This is a genomic window from uncultured Cetobacterium sp., from assembly GCF_947072685.1.
Classification (GTDB): Bacteria; Fusobacteriota; Fusobacteriia; order Fusobacteriales; family Fusobacteriaceae; genus Cetobacterium_A.
The window spans coordinates 18,503-34,795 of the sequence record NZ_CAMTIK010000012.1 but is presented as its reverse complement, the minus strand read 5'-3'; the positions used below and the strand labels follow the sequence as shown (position 1 = coordinate 34,795).

Below are 16,293 nucleotides of genomic sequence, written 5' to 3'. Positions count from 1 at the left end.
TCCAAATATAAGAATATAAACTATTTTAACAAATATAGTTTTTTTTTGCAAAAGAATGTTATAAAATATAGATATAACAAAATAAAAAAGGGGAATTTATAATGAGAAATCCAAAAGTAGTTGTAATAGGAGGAGGAAGTGGACTTTCTGTAGTTTTAAGAGGATTAAAACACTTTCCAATTGATATAACAGCAATTGTTTCAGTTGCTGATAGTGGAGGAAGTAGTGGTATTTTAAAAAAAGAATTTAATATACCAGCTCCAGGGGATTTGAGAAATGTTATGATTGCACTTAGTAATGTAGAACCTTTAATTGAAGAAGTTTTTCAATACAGATTTAAAGAGAACTCATCAATAGGAGCACATCCGTTAGGAAATCTTTTAATAACAGCTATGACCGAAATAACTGGGGATGTTCAGGTAGCCTTAAGAAAACTTAGAAAATTGTTTAATATAAAAGGAAAAATACTCCCAGCAACTTTACAAAAGATAGAACTTGTTGCAGAAAAAGAGAGTGGGGGATTTGTGTTTGGAGAATCAGATATTCCGGTTTTGGGAGAAAGAATAAAGCGTGTTTTTTATGATGGGGAGGTCAACAGCCCAAAAGAAAATATAAAAGCTATAGAAGAGGCTGATTTGATTGTATTTTCGATAGGAAGCTTATACACAAGCATTATACCAAATTTACTTCTGGGTAACATGCAGGAAGCTTTAAAGAGTTCTAAAGCTAGAAAAATATATATATGCAATGCTATGGGACAGATGGGGGAGACGGAAAATTATAGCGTGGCAGACCATATAGAATCAATAAATAGACATGTTGGTTTTGATATGATAGATAGAGTGATAGTTAACTCTGTAGAAATAGAAAAGGAAATAATAGAAAGATATGAGGCTGAAGGAAGGGTAGCTGTAAAAATAGATTTGGACAGGCTCAAAAAGATGAGGGTTAAAGTGATACAGGAACAGTTAGTAAAGATTGATAGTAAAAAAAGAGTCAGACATCTTTCCTATAAGTTAGCTGCTGTGATATACTCACAGATAGAGAATTTAGAAGAATTTTATGAAGAATAGAGGAGGAGATTATGTTATTAAAAAAAGAGAATGGGTGGAAAAATCAAGGGATTATTGAAAAGAGTGAAATTTTTAAATTTTGTGAAGAGTACAAAAGGTCACTAGATATTGGAAAAACGGAAAGAGAATATGTTAAATATGGACTTTCTTTGGCGAAATCTCATGGATTTGTTTGTGCAAGCACAAAAGAAATCTTAAAAGCTGGAGATAAAGTTTACTATGTCAACAGAGAAAAGAATTTAGTTTTAGCGGTAATAGGAACAGAAAATGTAACACAAGGAATCAACTATGTGGTTTCTCATATAGATTCACCAAGAATAGATTTAAAGCAAAATCCTTTGTATGAAGAGTTAGAGCTTGCATATATGAAAACACACTATTATGGCGGAATAAAAAAATATCAATGGGCTTCAATTCCGTTATCTCTACATGGGATAGTTATTTTGTCTAATGGAGAGAAAAAAGAGATTGTTATTGGAGAAAAAGAAGAGGACCCAGTATTTACAATACCAGATCTATTACCTCATTTGGCTGCAAAGTATCAAGGAGATAGAAAAACTGGTGAAGTTATAAAAGGTGAAGAACTTCAGATTATTGTAGGAACTATCCCAACTACATTAAAAGATGATAGTATAAAAGAGATGGTAAAATATTCGATTTTAGAAGAGTTGAATAGAGCTTATGGAATGATTGAAGAAGACTTTATATCTGCTGAATTACAACTTGTTCCGGCATTTAAAGCTAAAGATGTTGGGCTTGATAGATCTCTAATTGGAGCTTATGGACAAGATGATAGAATTTGTGGATATACATCGCTAAAAGCAATTGTGGATATAGAGGGTATTCCTGCAAAGACAGCAGTTTGTTTCTTAGCGGATAAAGAAGAGACAGGATCTAATGGATCTACAGGATTACAGTCAAATTATTTGGAATATTTTACAGCTGATTTGATAAGTAAAATAAAAATGAGTTACTCAGATTTAGATTTAAGAAAAACTCTTTGGAATTCAAATGCGTTATCTTCAGATGTAAATGCAGCAATAGATCCTTTATTCAAAGGGGTACATGACTGTCAAAATGCAGCTAAATTAAACTATGGGATAGTTGTAACGAAATTTACAGGATCGAGAGGAAAAAGTGGAACAAATGATGCTGATGCAGAATATGTGTGGAGTATTAGAAATTTATTAAATACTGCAGGAATTATTTGGCAAACGGGTGAGTTAGGAAAAGTAGACGAAGGTGGAGGGGGAACAGTAGCTAAATTCTTAGCGGAGGTTGGAATAAATACTATAGATGTAGGACCAGCTTTACTAGCTATGCACTCACCTTTTGAAGTTTCCTCAAAATTAGATGTCTATGAAACATATAGAGCATACAAAGTATTTTTTGAAAAAATGAATTAATAAGAGGTCACTTTTAAAATAAAAAAAAAAGACTTCCATTTTATAATAACACGTGTTATTATAACATATGTTATTAAAGTGGAGGTGAATTTACAATGAAAATTGGAGATTTAAATATAGAGGTACCTATAATACAAGGTGGAATGGGAATAAGAGCATCAATGTCTAGGTTAGCGTCCGCAGTTGCCAATCAAGGTGGAGTTGGAGTTATTTCTGGAACTGCTATTCCTGTAGAAGAGTTAAAAGATGAGATAAGAAAGGCTAAAAATTTAATTGTAGAAAAAGGTGGAGCTTTAGGAGTAAATATAATGGTGGCAGCTTCAAATTTTGCAGAAGCAGTTAAAGTATCAATAGATGAGAAAGTGGATATGATAATATGTGGGGCTGGATTTTCAAGAGATATATTTGATACAGTTAAAGGAACAGGTGTAAAATTAGTTCCAATTGTTTCCAGTTTGAAATTGGCAAAAATAGCTGAGAAGTTAGGTGCTGATGCGATTGTAGTAGAGGGCGGAAATGCGGGTGGACATTTAGGAACAGATAAAGATTCTTGGGATATAATGGAAGAGATTGTAAAAGGAGTTTCTATACCAGTTTTTGGTGCCGGAGGAGTTATAACCCCAAAAGATGCACAGAGAATGATGGCATTAGGTGTAGATGGAATACAGATGGGAAGTAGATTTGTTGCTTCTGAAGAGTGTGAAGTGAGTCAAGATTTTAAAGAAGCATATGTTAATTGTAAAGAGGGAGATGTAGTTCAAATAATGAGTTCTGCAGGACTCCCAGCGAATGCGATAAAATCATCATATGTTGAAAAAGTTCAAAATGAAGAGGTATTAACTCCAAAGAAATGTACTTCTTGTTTGAAAAAGTGTAGCAGAAAATTTTGCGTAAAGGATACGCTTATAAAAGCTCATGATGGAGATAGAGAAAATGGAATCTTTTTTGCAGGTAAAGATGCTTGGAAAATAGATAAAATTTTGAAAGTAAAAGAAATTTTTGATTTATTTAAAGAGAGTGTAGTAAAAACTGTATAGATATAGTGAAAATAGAAATCTAGTGTTTAGACGCTAGATTTTTATATTTTTTGTGATATAATCTAGTGACTTAAATAGTTGGAAATTAAATTTTAGGGGGCTTGAAGGGGTGCAAGTTATATTTTATATTTTGACATGTTTTGCTATAATAGGGGCTTTAGATAGATGTTTTGGAAGTAAATTAGGATATGGAGAAAAATTTCAAGAAGGTATTTGTGTAACAGGACCATTGGTTTTAGCCATGTTAGGGATTTTATCATTAAGTCCAATAATATCGAGTTTAGCGGAACCTTTTGTAAATACATTATATACTTTAACTGGGATTGATCCTTCAGTATATATCAATTCATTTTTAGCTATAGATATGGGTGGATATTTTTTGGCTAAAGATTTAGCAGTAGAAAAAGAGTTGGTAAATTTTTCAGGATTGATTTTAGGTTCTATGCTTGGGACTGTGGTGATTTTTACAATGCCTGTAGCTTTTGGAATTATTGATGAAAATTCCAAAGAAGCTTTTTCAAAAGGAATTTTAAGTGGAGTTGCCACTATTCCACTGGGCTGTTTTGTTGCAGGGATTATGATGGATATAAAAATTTCATTAATAATTTATAATTTGATACCAGTTGTAATTTTTTCCAGCTTAATCTCGATAGGACTATGGTTTTTTCCAGAGAAAATATGTAGTATTTTTGGGAAATTTGGGAAAGTTATGACGGGAATAATTACGCTAGGACTAGTTTTGACAATATTGGAAACAATGCTAGGGATAACTTTAGTAAAGGGGTTAAATCCAATAGATGATAGTATGAAAACAATAATAAGAATAGCACTGACATTAGCGGGTGCATTTCCATTTTTACATTTTATTAAAACACATTTTAGCTCAGGACTATCGAAATTAGGAGATATATTAGGAATAGATGATGATGGGATTACAGGATTTATGGCCTCTTTAGTAAATAGTATTCCAATGTTTGGAATTTTTGATAAAATGAACAATCAAAGTAAAATAATAAATAGTGCATTTTCAGTTGGAGGTGCGTATGTATTTGGAGGTCAGTTAGGATTTGTAGCGGGAGTGTCTCCAGAAACAGTATTCCCTTTTATCGTGGCAAAATTAATTTCAGGATTTAGTGCTATATATTTGGCAAAAATGATATTTATAAGAAAAAAAGAAAAAAAATTGGCTGAAGCATAAATAGCTTCAGCCAATTTTTTATTTGTATTTCTTTTCTCTAGATTGAGTTTTGTTGTTTTGAGTTTTGTTAGATTGAGTTTTATATTTACTATTTCCATTAAATTCTTTTTTGTTCTTTTGTTTAAAAACTTCTTTTGTTTTGCTAGGAAGAGTACTCTCTTCACCGTGAACTTTTAGAAATTCTGTATTATTAGTTTTAATAATTTCAGCTAACATTTTTTTATCATCTGATGATGAGAATGATATAACAATTCCACTTTTATTTGCTCTACCAGTTCTACCACTTCTATGAGTAAAAGCTTCTGCAGTTTTAGGTAGATCATAGTTTATAACATGAGTAACTTGAGGTATGTCAAGTCCTCTTGCAGCGATATCAGTAGCCACAAGGATATTATAAGTACCGTTTCTAAATCCAGATAAAGCCGCATCTCTTTGATTTTGAGATAGGTTTCCTTGGAAGTTTACAGATTTTAATCCTTTAGCTTCTAAAATTCTGCTAAGATATTTGGCTTTGTGTTTTCCATTTGTAAATACAATAACAGATTCAATATCACTATTTTCTAAAAGTTCTACAAGTTTAGCTTTCTTATCGTCATTTTCAATATGGTACAATTCATGTTCAATTAATTTAACTGGATCTTTGTACTCAATTTCAATAGTTTGGTGATCTTTTTGTAAAACTCTAAAAGCTAGAGCTTTTATCTCTTTAGGCATTGTTGCAGAAAAGAAAAGAGTTTGTTTCTTTTTAGGAGTATGCTTAACAATTTTCTCAATGTCCTTTAGAAATCCCATATCTAACATGTGGTCAGCTTCATCTAAAACAAGGAATTCAAGTCTAGTAAGACCTAAGTTTCCTTGGTTAATATGATCTAAAATTCTTCCAGGACACCCAACGATGATGTCAACTCCAGTTTTTAGAGCATCAACTTGTTTTTTAACAGATGTACCACCATAGACAGCCAAACTTTTAATTCCAATCTGTTTACCCAATTGTAAAATTGTGTTATTGATTTGCTCAGCAAGTTCTCTAGTTGGAGCAATAATAAGCGCTCTAACTCCCTTTCCTTTACCCTTTGTTGAAGCTATCTTTTCTAAAATTGGTAAAACAAAAGCTGCAGTTTTTCCTGTACCAGTTTTAGCAAGACCAAGTATATCAATACCATTTAAGATGGCCGGAATAGCAGCTGCCTGTATAGGAGTAGCCTCTTTGTAACCAACAGCATCTATTTGTGCAATTATTTCATTTTTAAAATTAAATTCTTTAAAGTTCATCTTTTCTCCATTTAAAATATTTTATGTTTATCCATTATTATAACATTGTTTTAACAAAAATAATATAAATAAATAAAAAAGGACTTGAATTAAGTCCTTTTTTATTTATTTTTTAGATAAAATATCTCTTATTTCAGTAAGTAAAATTTCCTCTTTAGTAGGAACAGGCGGAGTAGTAGGGATATCATCTTTTTTTCTCATCTTGTTAATCATTTTTACAAATAGAAATATACAAAGAGCAATAATTGTAAAATCAACAACAGATTGTATAAAATTTCCATAGTTAATAGACAGTTCTGTGACTCCAGGAGCAGCAGGTTTTATAACAAATTTTAAACTAGAAAAATTTATACCACCGATAAATATTCCAATAAATGGCATAATGATATCGTTGACAATAGAACTTACGATCTTTCCAAATGCTCCCCCAATAATAACACCGACAGCAAGATCGATAGCATTACCTTTGACAGCAAACTCTTTAAACTCTTTAAAAAACATAGTAAATCATCCTTTCTAAGAAATTTCAATAGCTTTCATAGTATCTATATCTAAGGCGTTTCTGTATAATCCGAGTATAGTGGGTATCCCTTCGGTTTCATCAGCTCTAGAAACCATAAAATCTTTAATTTTAATTTTGTGACATTTGACACATTTATAAATGTAATAAAGCTGACTCATTTCATTGCCAAATTCATCTGTGAAATTCTTTTTTGCCATTCCTAAAAATTCATAATCATGTATAAAATGGAACATAAGCCTCCCTCCTCAATCTCTTTTGCTAAATATATACGAAAATTAGAAAGATTTCTTTTATATTATTTTATGATTTTATTTTTATTTTTAATTCCTAAGACCACTCCTGTTAAAAAGGTCATAAAATCAGCAAAAGGAAGTGAGAACCAAACACCATCAATACCTATGAGAGATGGAAAAGTAAAAATGCCTATAGAAATAAAAACAAGGCTTCTTCCGATAGAGAGGAAATTAGCAATGGTTGCTTCTTCCATTGATTGTAAGAAGGATATATTTATAAAATTAGCTCCTAAAAAAATCATAGCTGATGAATATATAACTAGTCCTCTTGTTGCTAGTTTAACTAATTCAAGATTTCCATTAAAAAGTTCAACAATAATAGAACCTTCAAAATATACAAGAATTAATATAAAAACTGAAACGAGTAAGGATATTTTATGTCCTAAAATAAGAGTAGCCTTTATACGAGCCCATTTTTTTGCACCAAAATTATAACTGACAATAGGTTGAATTCCTTGTGCTAACCCATTAAAAATCATTCTGAAAACATAGAAAATATAGGCAATAATACTGAATGCAGCAACTCCAATTTCCCCTGTAAGAGTCATTAATGTAGAATTAAAAAGTACAGTGATGATTGCGACTGCAAATTCTAGAATAAATGAAGGGAAACCATTAAGAAGGATTCTTTTTAAAATTTTAAAATCAAAATTGGTTTTAATCAACTTTATTTTAGAGTTTTTCTTAAAAAAATAGGCGAATAAAAATAGTGCTGAAGCCATTTGAGCAATTCCAGTGGCATAAGCAGCACCAGTCATACCCCAATTAAATTTAATTATAAAAAGGGCATCTAAAAGCACATTAGTAACCGCTCCAATACCCATAGAAAACATAGCATAATTAGGACTATTATCATTTCTAACCACAGCATTTAAAGATAATGAAAGCATAAAAAATATACTGAATATAATTCCAGGGATCATGTACTGTTTTACTAGTTGAAATAAATTTGGACTACTTCCTAAAAAAAATATAATTTTATCTTGGAAGAGAAGAACAAATGTGGTAATGACAAGATATGAAAAAATATTTAATATAACCATATGAGTAAAATATCTATTAACTTCAAGGATATCTCCTTCAGCTTGTTTTATAGATATTACAGTTGCACCACCAATTCCAAACATCAAGCTTAGGGATATAGCTAATGTTATCACTGGATAAGCTATATTGATGGCCGCTAACCCTTCACCACCGATGCCTCTTCCAATGAAAATCCCATCAACTATAACATAAAAAGCTGATATGAGCATGCCAACTACGGCAGGGAAAGAAAAGTTAAAAAATAGTTTGTTTATAGAATCTTTTTCCAAGTCAAATTTCAATTTGTTCATCTCCTTAAAAGTTTTGTTTACAGACTTTTAAGGTAACATAATATTTAAAAAAAAACAATAAATTAAAAATAGTTTAACGATTTTTTTGAATCTCTTTTAGGATTTCAATCAGAGTTTCATTTTGTTTTTTCAATTCATCAATCATTTGATTTGTACCTAAAACCCATCTTAAAATAAGGATTCCAACATACCAAAATAGTAAAATAAATAAAACCCATATAAAAAAACCTAAACCGCCACCATATCCATACATCATATAAATCATCTCCATTTTTTATTTTATATTTATAATTATTCGATGGCGGTTTTAATAATCCTATTTTTTAAATAAAATTAAATTTTAACAAAAAAATAATTTTAAATATTTTCTTCAAGACCCAATCGAACAATGGTTTCTTGTGTAGGAAAAGCATTGACCCAGCCACGAGCAGCATAGTATTCGGGCAACATTTTATTGAGTTGATTTTTTTGACCTTTAGATGGTCCATCTACGATAGGAACATCAGTTAAACGCTTAGGTAAGGTATCATCTTCCGATTTCATACCAGCCTTTTGATTAAAAAGTCTTTCTAAATTGTAGATACGTTCTCCCACTTCTAATAGAGAATCAACAGTGTGGGTTGTACCTGTTCCCGCATTTAGAAAATTAGCATAGTTATCTGCCCCGAGAGCAAAAGATGTGAATAGACACATTCCCATAGAGTCAATTACAGCAGTTAAATCTTGGAAAATTTTTGTCCAAGTGGCCTTGTCATCTATTTTGGTTCGATCTAAAAGTTGAGGGTGGGCAAGAATTTCAGGAGATATCATATAACCTCTTACATGGCATCCACCACGATTGCTTGTGGCATAGTTTAAACCAATTCCTTGTATACCACGGGCATCATAGGCAGGTAATTCTTGTTTTTTAACAGACATTGATAATTCTGGGAGTCCATAAGCATCACATAATCTTTGTGAACCTTGTGCCATCAATGCTCCAAGTTTACCTTGAGATAAACCAATTCTTTTGGTCCATTCAATAACAGCTTCTTTACTTCCGAAAGTTAAAGGAATCCCTTCACAATCCTCTTGTGAAATGTATCCTTTTTGATATAGTTCCATTGCTGAGGCGATAGTGCAAGGGACAGATATTGAATCTACACCAAGTTCATTACACCAAAAATTTGCTTCATTAATTGTGGGAAGATCATGAACACCACAACTTGCACCGTAAGCCCAAAGAGTTTCGTATTCAGGGCCACCAATATTTTTACCATCTCTTTCCACAACCCGACCACAGCCGATAGGACATCTGTGGCAATGGTAAGTTCCTTTTAGATATTTTTCTGCCATAGTTTCACCACTTATACTCTTAGCATTTTCGTCATAAGAGCCTTGCCAGTTATCTGTTGGAAAACTTCCGGTTTCATTTATTATATTAACAAGTACTGCAGTACCATAAGTTGGAAGACCAGTTCCAGTAACGCCATCCTCTTTAATTTTTTTCATAGCGATAAGCATCTCTTTTTTCATAGCTTCAGCATCCGTAACAGGAATAGAGCCTCTTGAAGCCTGTACAACAATAGCCTTTAGATTTTTAGACCCCATAACAGCTCCAACTCCAGAACGACCAGCAGCTCGATCACCATCGTTTATAATCGCAGCCATGAGAGATAAAGTTTCTCCACCTGGACCAATATTTAGAACAGAGGATTTTTCATATTCATTTTTCAAAATATCTTCAGTTTCACTACTGGTTTTTCCCCATAAAGAGGTTGCAGATTTTAGTTCAATTTTATCATCACATATTGAAAGATATACGGGAGAATTGGCTTTTCCTTCAAAGATAATCCCATCAAATCCAGCGTATTTTAATTTTGCTCCCCATTCACCTCCTGAATTTGAGCATGCAATCATTCCTGTAAGAGGGGATTTTGTGACAACAACATACCTTCCACCAGTTGGAACAGCTGCTCCAGTAAGAGCGCCAGTCATAATAATAAGCTTATTTTCAGAAGAAAGAGGATCAATTGTAGGGTCAATCTCATCCATAAGAATTTTGCTTCCTAATCCACGAGCACCAATAAATTTTTTAGCTAATTCCAAGTTCAGAGATTCACTCTTTATTTCGTTACTGCTTAGGTTGACTCTTAACACCTTACCATTATATGAAGTTATTTCCATTTCTACCTCCTAAATTTAAATTGAAGAGCTCATATTATTTTGAGTATACCCCTCAAACTCAAAATAATCAAGGGTGATTTAAGGAATAAGCTTTACAAAATTTTATCAATAATGAAAAGCCTTTTTATATCTTTTAAATTCCCAAAAATAATAACACGATCCTGAGTTTCTAAAATTGTTTCACCGGTAATAGGGATAGAGTTATCTTCATTTCTTACCACTGTTAAAAATTGTAAATTATACCTATGACGAACATTGGAATCTTTAAGTTTAATTTCTAAAAGTTCTTCTGGAAGGTTTGTAATTATAACTTCAGCAATAACTTCGGATTTAAAAATACCCAATATCATAATAGGGTTATGTTGGTTTTTAAACATAGCTCTTATTCCAATCTTGCTAATAAAACGATCAAAATTATTTTTAATAAAACCTATTTTCAAAAATGAGTACCATATAAAAATGATACTTATAATAGCCAAAACACCTTTGGAAATGAGATGAAAGCTATTGATATCATTTAGTCTCATGAAAAAATTTATAACCATAGAAACAATAGTAACTGAAAAAATATATCCAAAAAGAATAGTTATAAATGCAAGTTTTTTTCTTTTTCTAGAAGAGGTTATAAGTTCGCTTTCGCTAGTTGTGAATCCACAGGTAGTAAGCATAGAAATAACTTGAAAACGGGCAGTTTCTTCAGTTAATCCAGTCAGTCTAAATAAAATTGTAAATATTTCACAGATTAAAAGATAGACTAGCATAAAACTAAAAAAAGCTAGAATAGCAAAGTTCGTATCCATAATATCACCTTCAAAATATTTTTAAAATCTATTGCTTTATTTTCTAGATAGAGGTCGGAGAAGTATTTGTTATTTACGATTATAAAGAATAAATCCTTTTTACTAAATTATTATTAAAAAGGAAAAAAACTTTAAAGATAGAAGAATTAAGATGAGAAAAAATAAAAATCAAGAGGTGATTAGTCATGAAAATAATACAATCTACATGTAATTATTGCTCTATAGCTTGTAATATGGATTTTTATGTGGAGGATGGAAAAATAAAAAAAGTGATTCCAACTGAAAAATATCCAGTTAATAAGGGGTTTAGTTGTATAAAGGGGTTAAATTTAGATAAACAACAGACTATTAGAAATTTCCCCAAGTACCCTCTTTTAAAACAAGAGGATGGAACTAGAAAACAGATTGCTTGGGAGGAGGCTTACTCTATCTTTTCAAAAAAAATGAAAAGTATTGTAGAAAAGTATGGGTGTGAAAATGTGGCATGTATCAGTACGGGTCAGCTTACTTTAGAGGATATGTCATTGGTGGGACATGTATTTAGAAACTATATAGGAGGTCAATTGGATGGAAATACAAGACTGTGTATGGCCACATCGGTTGTAGCCCATAAGCAAAGTTTTGGTTTTGATTCGCCGCCGTATACTTTAAATGATTTAGAGCTCTCGGATGTTATTGTTTTTATAGGTGCAAATCCAATTGTAGCTCATCCAATTCTTTGGGATAGAGTTAAAAGAAATAAAGATAAAAATAAAAAAATTGTAACAATAGATATAAGGAGATCAGAAACAGCTAAAAATTCAAATTATTTTTATGAGATTAAACCAAAATCAGACCTTCAAGTTTTGTATATATTAGCTAAGTATTTAATTGAAAAGGGATGGGTGGATGAAGAATACATACAAAAGCATACTGAAAATTATGCAGAGTTCAAAGAACATGTGAAAAAATATAAGTATGAATCTCTTCAAGAAAAAACAGGAATTTGTTTTTCTGATATAGAGGAACTAGGTAAACTGATTCATGAGGGGAAAAAAGTTTCGTTTTGGTGGACAATGGGTATAAATCAAGGATATCAGGCAGTTAGAACAGCTCAAGCAATAATAAATTTAGCTGTAATGACAGGGAATATAGGGAAACCTGGAACAGGAGCGAACTCTATAACTGGGCAATGTAATGCTATGGGGTCACGGCTATTTAGTAATTCAACAGGTCTTTATGGTGGTGGAGACTATGCTGATGAATTAAAAAGAAAAAAAATAGGGGAAGCTATAGGTGTTGATCCAAATATTTTTCCTAAAGGTCCAACACTTCCATATAATGTAATAATTGAAAAAATAATATCTGGAGAGATAAAAGCTCTATGGATATTATGCACAAATCCAAGACATTCCTGGATAAATAATACTGAATTTCAAGAAGCAGTTAAAAAATTAGAGCTCTTTGTTGTTCAAGATTTATATGATGACACTGATAGTTCATTATTGGCGGATCTTTATCTTCCGGTGGCGTCAGGCCTTAAAAAAGATGGGACTATTATAAATACAGAAAGAAGAGTTTCTAGAATCAAACCAGTACTTCAAAAAGCTGATGGAGAAAAAACTGATTTTGAAGTTATATATGAGATTGGAAAAGCTTTAGGGATGGGAGATCTATTGGAAGGGTGGGAAACACCTGAAAAAGTATTTGATAAGATGGTAAAAGCAACAAAGGACTCCCCTTGTGATATGACTGGTATAAATTACAAAAATTTAGATGAAGGTTATGGCATTCAGTGGCCTTTTAAAAAGGGTGAAATCTTGGAGAACAATGAAAGAAGATTGTTTGAAAATAATGAGTATTATACACCGAATAAAAAAGTAAAATTTATATTTGAAGATATTCTGGAAAATCCCACACCAACAACTGAAAAATATCCATATATTTTAGATACGGGGAGAGGAACAGTGGGCCAATGGCATACTCAAACTAGGACTAGAGAGATTAACTATGTTAATGACACAGTACCTAAACTGCCATATATCTATATATCGAAAGAATTAGGTGAAGAACAAGGGATAAAAACAGGAGACGAAATACTTATAGAGTCGATAAATGAGAGAGTAAGTAGATTTAAGGTTTTGCTAACTGAAGATTTATCTAAAGAGGTTATGTTTTCTCCTTTGCATTATATAGAGACAAATAATTTAACTTTATCTATTTACGATACTTATTCAAAAGAACCGTCATACAAATATACGCCAATAAAAATAATTAAAGTATAAAAGAGGTGAAAAGATTGAAAAGAATAAAAATAGATAGGAGTAAATGTATCGGTTGTTTAACTTGTGTGAGTGCATGTATGGTATCTCATAATTCATCGGAATCTAGAAATAGAGTTGTGATAAGTAGCGAGATGAAATTTTCTCCAATATTCTGTAGAAATTGTGACCTCCCCGAGTGTGTTTATACCTGTATGAGCGGAGCGATGAGGAAAAATTTAGAAACAGGATATGTCACGTATAATAAAAAGAAATGTGCAAGTTGCTATATGTGTATAATGGCTTGTCCCTATGGAGTGTTGAAAGAGGATAAGGAAACTAAACAGGAGATAATGAAGTGTGATATGTGTACAGATTTATCTGAAGGACCTCAATGTGTCATAAAATGTCCAATGGCAGCTATAACTTTAGAGGAGGTAGAGAGCAGATGAGATATGTAATTATCGGTGCTTCCGCCGCAGGAATCAATGGAGCAGAAAATTTAAGGAGATTGGATAAAAAAAATGAAATAATATTGATATCTGAGGATGAAAAGATATATTCAAGATGTATTTTGCATCACTATATTTCCTCTATAAGAACTGTAGAGGAATTGAATTTTGTAGATGAAGATTTTTTTGAAAAAAATAATATAAAATGGCTAAAGAATAAAAAAGTAATAGCTTTATCAGATGAAAAAAAGGAGATTACTCTCTCGGATGGAGAGATTGTAAAGTTTGACAAAGTTTTAATAGCATCGGGATCCACTCCATTTATTCCACCAATTGAAAATTTAAGAGAAAAGAAAAATGTTGTGGGATTAAAAACTTTATCAGACTGTGAAAAAATTAAGGAATTATCCAAAGTTTCCAAGAATATAACTGTTATAGGTGCAGGTCTTATAGGAATGGATGCAGTTGTGGGATTGATTCATACCAAAAATAAAGATTTGAAGATAACTTTAGTTGAAATGTCAGATAGGTTATTACCTTTGCAGCTAGATAAAAGAGCATCCATAGCATATGAAGAAAAGCTTCGAGATAATGGTGTTGAATTAATTTTAAGTTCAAAAGTTTTAAAAGCTAACCTATCTAAAGAGGATTCTAGTGTTGTAAAAAGTTTACTTTTAGAGGGGGATGTAGAGAAAACAACGGATTTAATAATTGTAGCAACAGGAATTAAATCAAATGTTGATTTTTTAAAAGGCTCTAATATAAAAGTGGATAAATTTGGTCTTCTTTTAAATGAGAAAGGAGAGACAAATATAGAGGGTATATATGGGGCTGGAGATGTTAGTGGAAGAGGGCCCATATGGTCAAAAGCAGTGAAAGAATCGATAGTGGCAACGAGCAATATGGCTGGGGTTGATAGAGTGATGGATGACTTCTTTGTATGTAAATCAACAATGAATTTTTTTAATATTCCCACACTTTCTCTTGGAAGTATGAGTGAGTGTTTTCAAGATAGCGAATTGAAAGTAGCTATTTTAGAAGAAGAAGGAAATTATAAAAAAATAATGTATAGGGATGGATATATTTATGGAGCGATTATTCAAGGTGATCTATCATATTCAGGAATTTTAACTCAGCTTATTAAAGCAGATATAGATATTTCGAAGGTAAAAAAACCAATATTTAGTATTGACTACTCGGATTTTTTTAGGATAAAAAAAGATTTAGAATTTGAATTTTAGAATAAAATTAAGGAGGTAAAATGTCCAAAATAATAGAGAAATTTCCTGTGGGTGCAATAGCCACAACAGTGGGTGCCGCCACTCTATCTAACGTGTATTTTTTATTGGGATTTAATTATGTCAGAGATATCTTTATGGTAGTTGGGATTATAGTGTTTATAATGGCAACTTTAAAATTGATTGTTTTTAGAAATACGTTTGTAGAGGAATATAAAAACACTGTCCCAGCAAGTCTTTATGGGACATATTCAATGCTGTCAATGATAATAGGAGCATATGTATTTAATTTTTCCCCTGTGATAGGGAAAAGTTTATGGCTTTTTGGAGTTTTTTTTCATGCAGGATTGATAATAGTCTTCACTTTCAAGAATGTTATAAGAAACTTTAATCTTGAAGGGTTTGTTCCAAGTTGGTTTGTAACATATAACGGAATAATGGTTTCAATAGTAGTTGGTGGCGAAATGAATGAACCAGAAATATCTAAACTCGTTTTATTTTATGGAGTAATAATATTCTTTTTAATAATTCCATTTATGGTTAGAAGGCTTTTGGTGAAGCCATTACCAGATATGGTATATCACACAAAAGCAATACTTTTGGCTCCTTCAAGTCTATGTGTAATAGGGTATTTAAATGTCATGAAAAATCCCAATTTAAATGCCGTTTATATGTTGTATGCAATAGTTTTCATAACATTGATCTCAATTGTTATGAGTATTCCAAAATTTTTTAGTTTTAGTTTTCATCCTGGTTTTGCAGGGACAACATTCCCGATGGCAATAGGAACTGTAGCAACATTTAAAATGAGTTCGTATTTGGCAAGTTTAGGAATGATTGAATCATCAAATATACTTAGAAATATTGGTGGAATTCAAATATATATAACAACATCAATAGTAGCATACGTATTTGTCAATTTTATAAAGCATTTGAAAAATATAAAGTGAAATTATATCAATTCATTTTGATTATAATTTATGATATAATAAAATTAAGAACTAAAATATTTGTCATTAGGAGTGTTTATATTATGAAGAAAATATTGATATTTATTACAACTATAGCTTTAGTTGGATGTATGCAAAAAGAAGTTAAATTTGGAGATGAAAATCTAGAATTGAGAGGTACAAAACTTTATTATAAAAATAAATTGTTTACAGGAGTTGTGACTCAAGAGGTTCCGTTTACTGATAGAGTAATAAGAATTGAATATACGAATGGAGTAATAAAAACACAAAAATAAATTTATAAAAAAAAG

General features: G+C 31.4%; 16 protein-coding genes. 9 read left to right on the top strand and 7 right to left on the bottom strand.

Annotated features, from left to right (window positions below; translation table 11 throughout):
• The first annotated feature begins 101 nt into the window (after nt 1-101).
• The 4 genes from yvcK to eutH all read left to right on the top strand — a co-directional run bounded on the left by yvcK (nt 102) and on the right by eutH (nt 4,714).
• A complete protein-coding gene (yvcK, locus tag Q0V67_RS05905; RefSeq protein WP_297597951.1) occupies nt 102-1,073 on the top strand; it encodes a uridine diphosphate-N-acetylglucosamine-binding protein YvcK in 972 nt (323 codons plus the stop codon).
• A gap of 11 nt (nt 1,074-1,084) precedes the next feature.
• The gene (locus Q0V67_RS05900) at nt 1,085-2,479 is read left to right on the top strand and encodes an aminopeptidase (RefSeq protein WP_297597949.1); all 1,395 of its coding nucleotides are present in this window, start codon (nt 1,085-1,087) and stop codon (nt 2,477-2,479) included.
• Between the two features lie 95 nt (nt 2,480-2,574).
• On the top strand, nt 2,575-3,516 hold the full coding sequence (locus tag Q0V67_RS05895; protein WP_297597947.1) for a nitronate monooxygenase: 942 nt from the start codon (nt 2,575-2,577) through the stop codon (nt 3,514-3,516).
• A gap of 109 nt (nt 3,517-3,625) precedes the next feature.
• On the top strand, nt 3,626-4,714 hold the full coding sequence (eutH, locus tag Q0V67_RS05890; protein WP_297597945.1) for an ethanolamine utilization protein EutH: 1,089 nt from the start codon (nt 3,626-3,628) through the stop codon (nt 4,712-4,714).
• Nucleotides 4,715-4,732: 18 nt separating this feature from the next.
• Here the strand turns inward: eutH and Q0V67_RS05885 are convergent, their stop codons facing one another.
• From Q0V67_RS05885 to Q0V67_RS05855, 7 genes are all read right to left on the bottom strand, one after another.
• Nucleotides 4,733-5,986, bottom strand: coding sequence for a DEAD/DEAH box helicase (locus Q0V67_RS05885; protein WP_297597943.1), 1,254 nt, complete (start codon nt 5,984-5,986; stop codon nt 4,733-4,735).
• 105 nt (nt 5,987-6,091) lie between these two features.
• Nucleotides 6,092-6,487 (bottom strand): large-conductance mechanosensitive channel protein MscL, encoded by a 396-nt coding sequence (gene mscL / locus Q0V67_RS05880; RefSeq protein WP_297597941.1) that lies wholly within the window; start codon nt 6,485-6,487, stop codon nt 6,092-6,094.
• Between the two features lie 15 nt (nt 6,488-6,502).
• On the bottom strand, nt 6,503-6,742 hold the full coding sequence (locus Q0V67_RS05875; RefSeq protein WP_297597939.1) for a hypothetical protein: 240 nt from the start codon (nt 6,740-6,742) through the stop codon (nt 6,503-6,505).
• A gap of 62 nt (nt 6,743-6,804) precedes the next feature.
• The gene (locus tag Q0V67_RS05870) at nt 6,805-8,136 is read right to left on the bottom strand and encodes an MATE family efflux transporter (protein WP_297597937.1); all 1,332 of its coding nucleotides are present in this window, start codon (nt 8,134-8,136) and stop codon (nt 6,805-6,807) included.
• A 73-nt stretch (nt 8,137-8,209) separates the two neighbouring features.
• Nucleotides 8,210-8,392 (bottom strand): hypothetical protein, encoded by a 183-nt coding sequence (locus Q0V67_RS05865; RefSeq protein WP_297597935.1) that lies wholly within the window; start codon nt 8,390-8,392, stop codon nt 8,210-8,212.
• Nucleotides 8,393-8,493: 101 nt separating this feature from the next.
• Nucleotides 8,494-10,302: an aldehyde ferredoxin oxidoreductase family protein gene (locus Q0V67_RS05860; RefSeq protein WP_297597932.1), complete on the bottom strand. Its 1,809-nt coding sequence runs from the start codon at nt 10,300-10,302 to the stop codon at nt 8,494-8,496.
• A 92-nt stretch (nt 10,303-10,394) separates the two neighbouring features.
• Entirely contained in the window at nt 10,395-11,102 is a 708-nt protein-coding gene (locus Q0V67_RS05855) for a TrkA C-terminal domain-containing protein (protein WP_297597929.1), read from the bottom strand.
• Nucleotides 11,103-11,287: 185 nt separating this feature from the next.
• Here Q0V67_RS05855 and Q0V67_RS05850 point away from each other — a divergent pair, with 185 nt between their 5' ends.
• The 5 genes from Q0V67_RS05850 to Q0V67_RS05830 all read left to right on the top strand — a co-directional run bounded on the left by Q0V67_RS05850 (nt 11,288) and on the right by Q0V67_RS05830 (nt 16,278).
• Complete coding sequence (locus Q0V67_RS05850) at nt 11,288-13,366, top strand: molybdopterin oxidoreductase family protein (RefSeq protein WP_297597927.1); 2,079 nt, start codon at nt 11,288-11,290, stop codon at nt 13,364-13,366.
• Between the two features lie 14 nt (nt 13,367-13,380).
• Entirely contained in the window at nt 13,381-13,794 is a 414-nt protein-coding gene (locus tag Q0V67_RS05845) for a 4Fe-4S dicluster domain-containing protein (RefSeq protein WP_297597925.1), read from the top strand.
• The gene (locus Q0V67_RS05840; protein ID WP_297597923.1) at nt 13,791-15,035 is read left to right on the top strand and encodes an FAD-dependent oxidoreductase; all 1,245 of its coding nucleotides are present in this window, start codon (nt 13,791-13,793) and stop codon (nt 15,033-15,035) included. The genes Q0V67_RS05845 and Q0V67_RS05840 overlap by 4 nt, the downstream gene beginning before the upstream one ends.
• Before the next feature lie 20 nt (nt 15,036-15,055).
• Entirely contained in the window at nt 15,056-15,982 is a 927-nt protein-coding gene (locus tag Q0V67_RS05835) for a TDT family transporter (protein ID WP_297597920.1), read from the top strand.
• An 83-nt stretch (nt 15,983-16,065) separates the two neighbouring features.
• Nucleotides 16,066-16,278, top strand: coding sequence for a hypothetical protein (locus tag Q0V67_RS05830; protein ID WP_297597918.1), 213 nt, complete (start codon nt 16,066-16,068; stop codon nt 16,276-16,278).
• Nucleotides 16,279-16,293 lie beyond the last annotated feature (15 nt).